Annotated in this window: 1 protein-coding gene; it reads left to right on the top strand. The window is 78.3% G+C overall.

Annotated features, from left to right (window positions below):
- Nucleotides 1-200 precede the first annotated feature (200 nt).
- The coding region (locus GTR00_RS21530) for a helix-turn-helix domain-containing protein (protein ID WP_323132666.1) at nucleotides 201-1076 on the top strand (876 nt) is incomplete at its 3' end.

The following is a 1076-nucleotide window of genomic DNA, read 5'->3' as shown; positions in this document are numbered from 1 at the left end:
CCGGTGCGGTGAGCAGCAGGGCGGTCAGGGCGGTGGTCACGGCGGCGGGCGCGGCGCTGCGCACGGTGCGTCTCATGCGACGACGGTAGGTCTGCGCCGGGGACCGGGCCAGCGCCGCCGGGGTCCTCGGCGGTTCCCTGACACCCGCAGGGTCACCGTGCCGCCTGGCGGGCTCCCGCGGCCGTTGAATACTGGAGGACGTGGGACGTGACCTCGCCGTGCGCGACTTCCTGCGGGTGCGCCGATCGACGGTGCGCCCGGAGGACGTCGGCCTGCCCCCCGCCCCCGGCCCGCGCCGCGTGGCCGGCCTGCGCCGCGAGGAGGTCGCCTCCCTCGCCGGCGTCAGCGTCGCCTACTACACGCGCCTGGAGCAGGGTCGCGCCATGAACGTCTCCGAGTCGGTGCTGCGCGCGGTCGGCGCCGCGCTGCGCCTCGACGAGGACGAGCTGGACCACCTGCGCGACCTCGTGGGCACCGCCGCGCGGCCGGTGAGCACGAGCCCGGAGGTGCCGCGCGTGCGCGCCGGCGTGCACCGCCTCCTGGACGCCATGACCGGCGTGCCCGCGCTGGCGCTGGGCCCGCGCTCGGAGGTCCTGGCCGCCAACGCCCCCGCCCGCGCGCTGCTGCTGGACCCGCAGGCGCTGCCGGCCAAGGACCGCAACTGGGTGCGCTGGCTGTGCACCGACCCCGCCGCCCGCACCCTGTTCCTGGACTGGGAGGACGTGGCCGCCGACGCGGTCGCCGGCCTGCACCGGCACGTCGGCCGGGACGCCTGCGACCCCGGCGTCGCCGCCCTCGTGGGGGAGCTGAGCGTCGTCAGCCCCGACTTCGCCCGCTGGTGGGCCAGCCAGCGCGTGCGCACCCGCGACCACGCCACCCACCGCCTGCAGCACCCCCTCGTCGGCCGCCTGGACCTGGACGTGGAGACCCTGCACCTGCCCGGGGCGCGCGAGCAGTCCCTGCTGACGTGGACCGCCGCACCCGGCAGCGCCTCCGCCGAGGCGCTGGGCCTGCTGCTCAGCTGGACCGGCCCCGAACCGGACCGCCCGCTGCCCGCCGCGCAGCGGGCCCGGGAC

Origin of the sequence: Kineococcus indalonis, from assembly GCF_009906395.1 — a bacterium.
GTDB classification, from domain to species: Bacteria; Actinomycetota; Actinomycetes; order Actinomycetales; family Kineococcaceae; genus Kineococcus; species Kineococcus indalonis.
The sequence above is the reverse complement of the archived record's forward strand: the minus strand, read 5'-3'. Positions and strand labels throughout refer to the sequence as shown.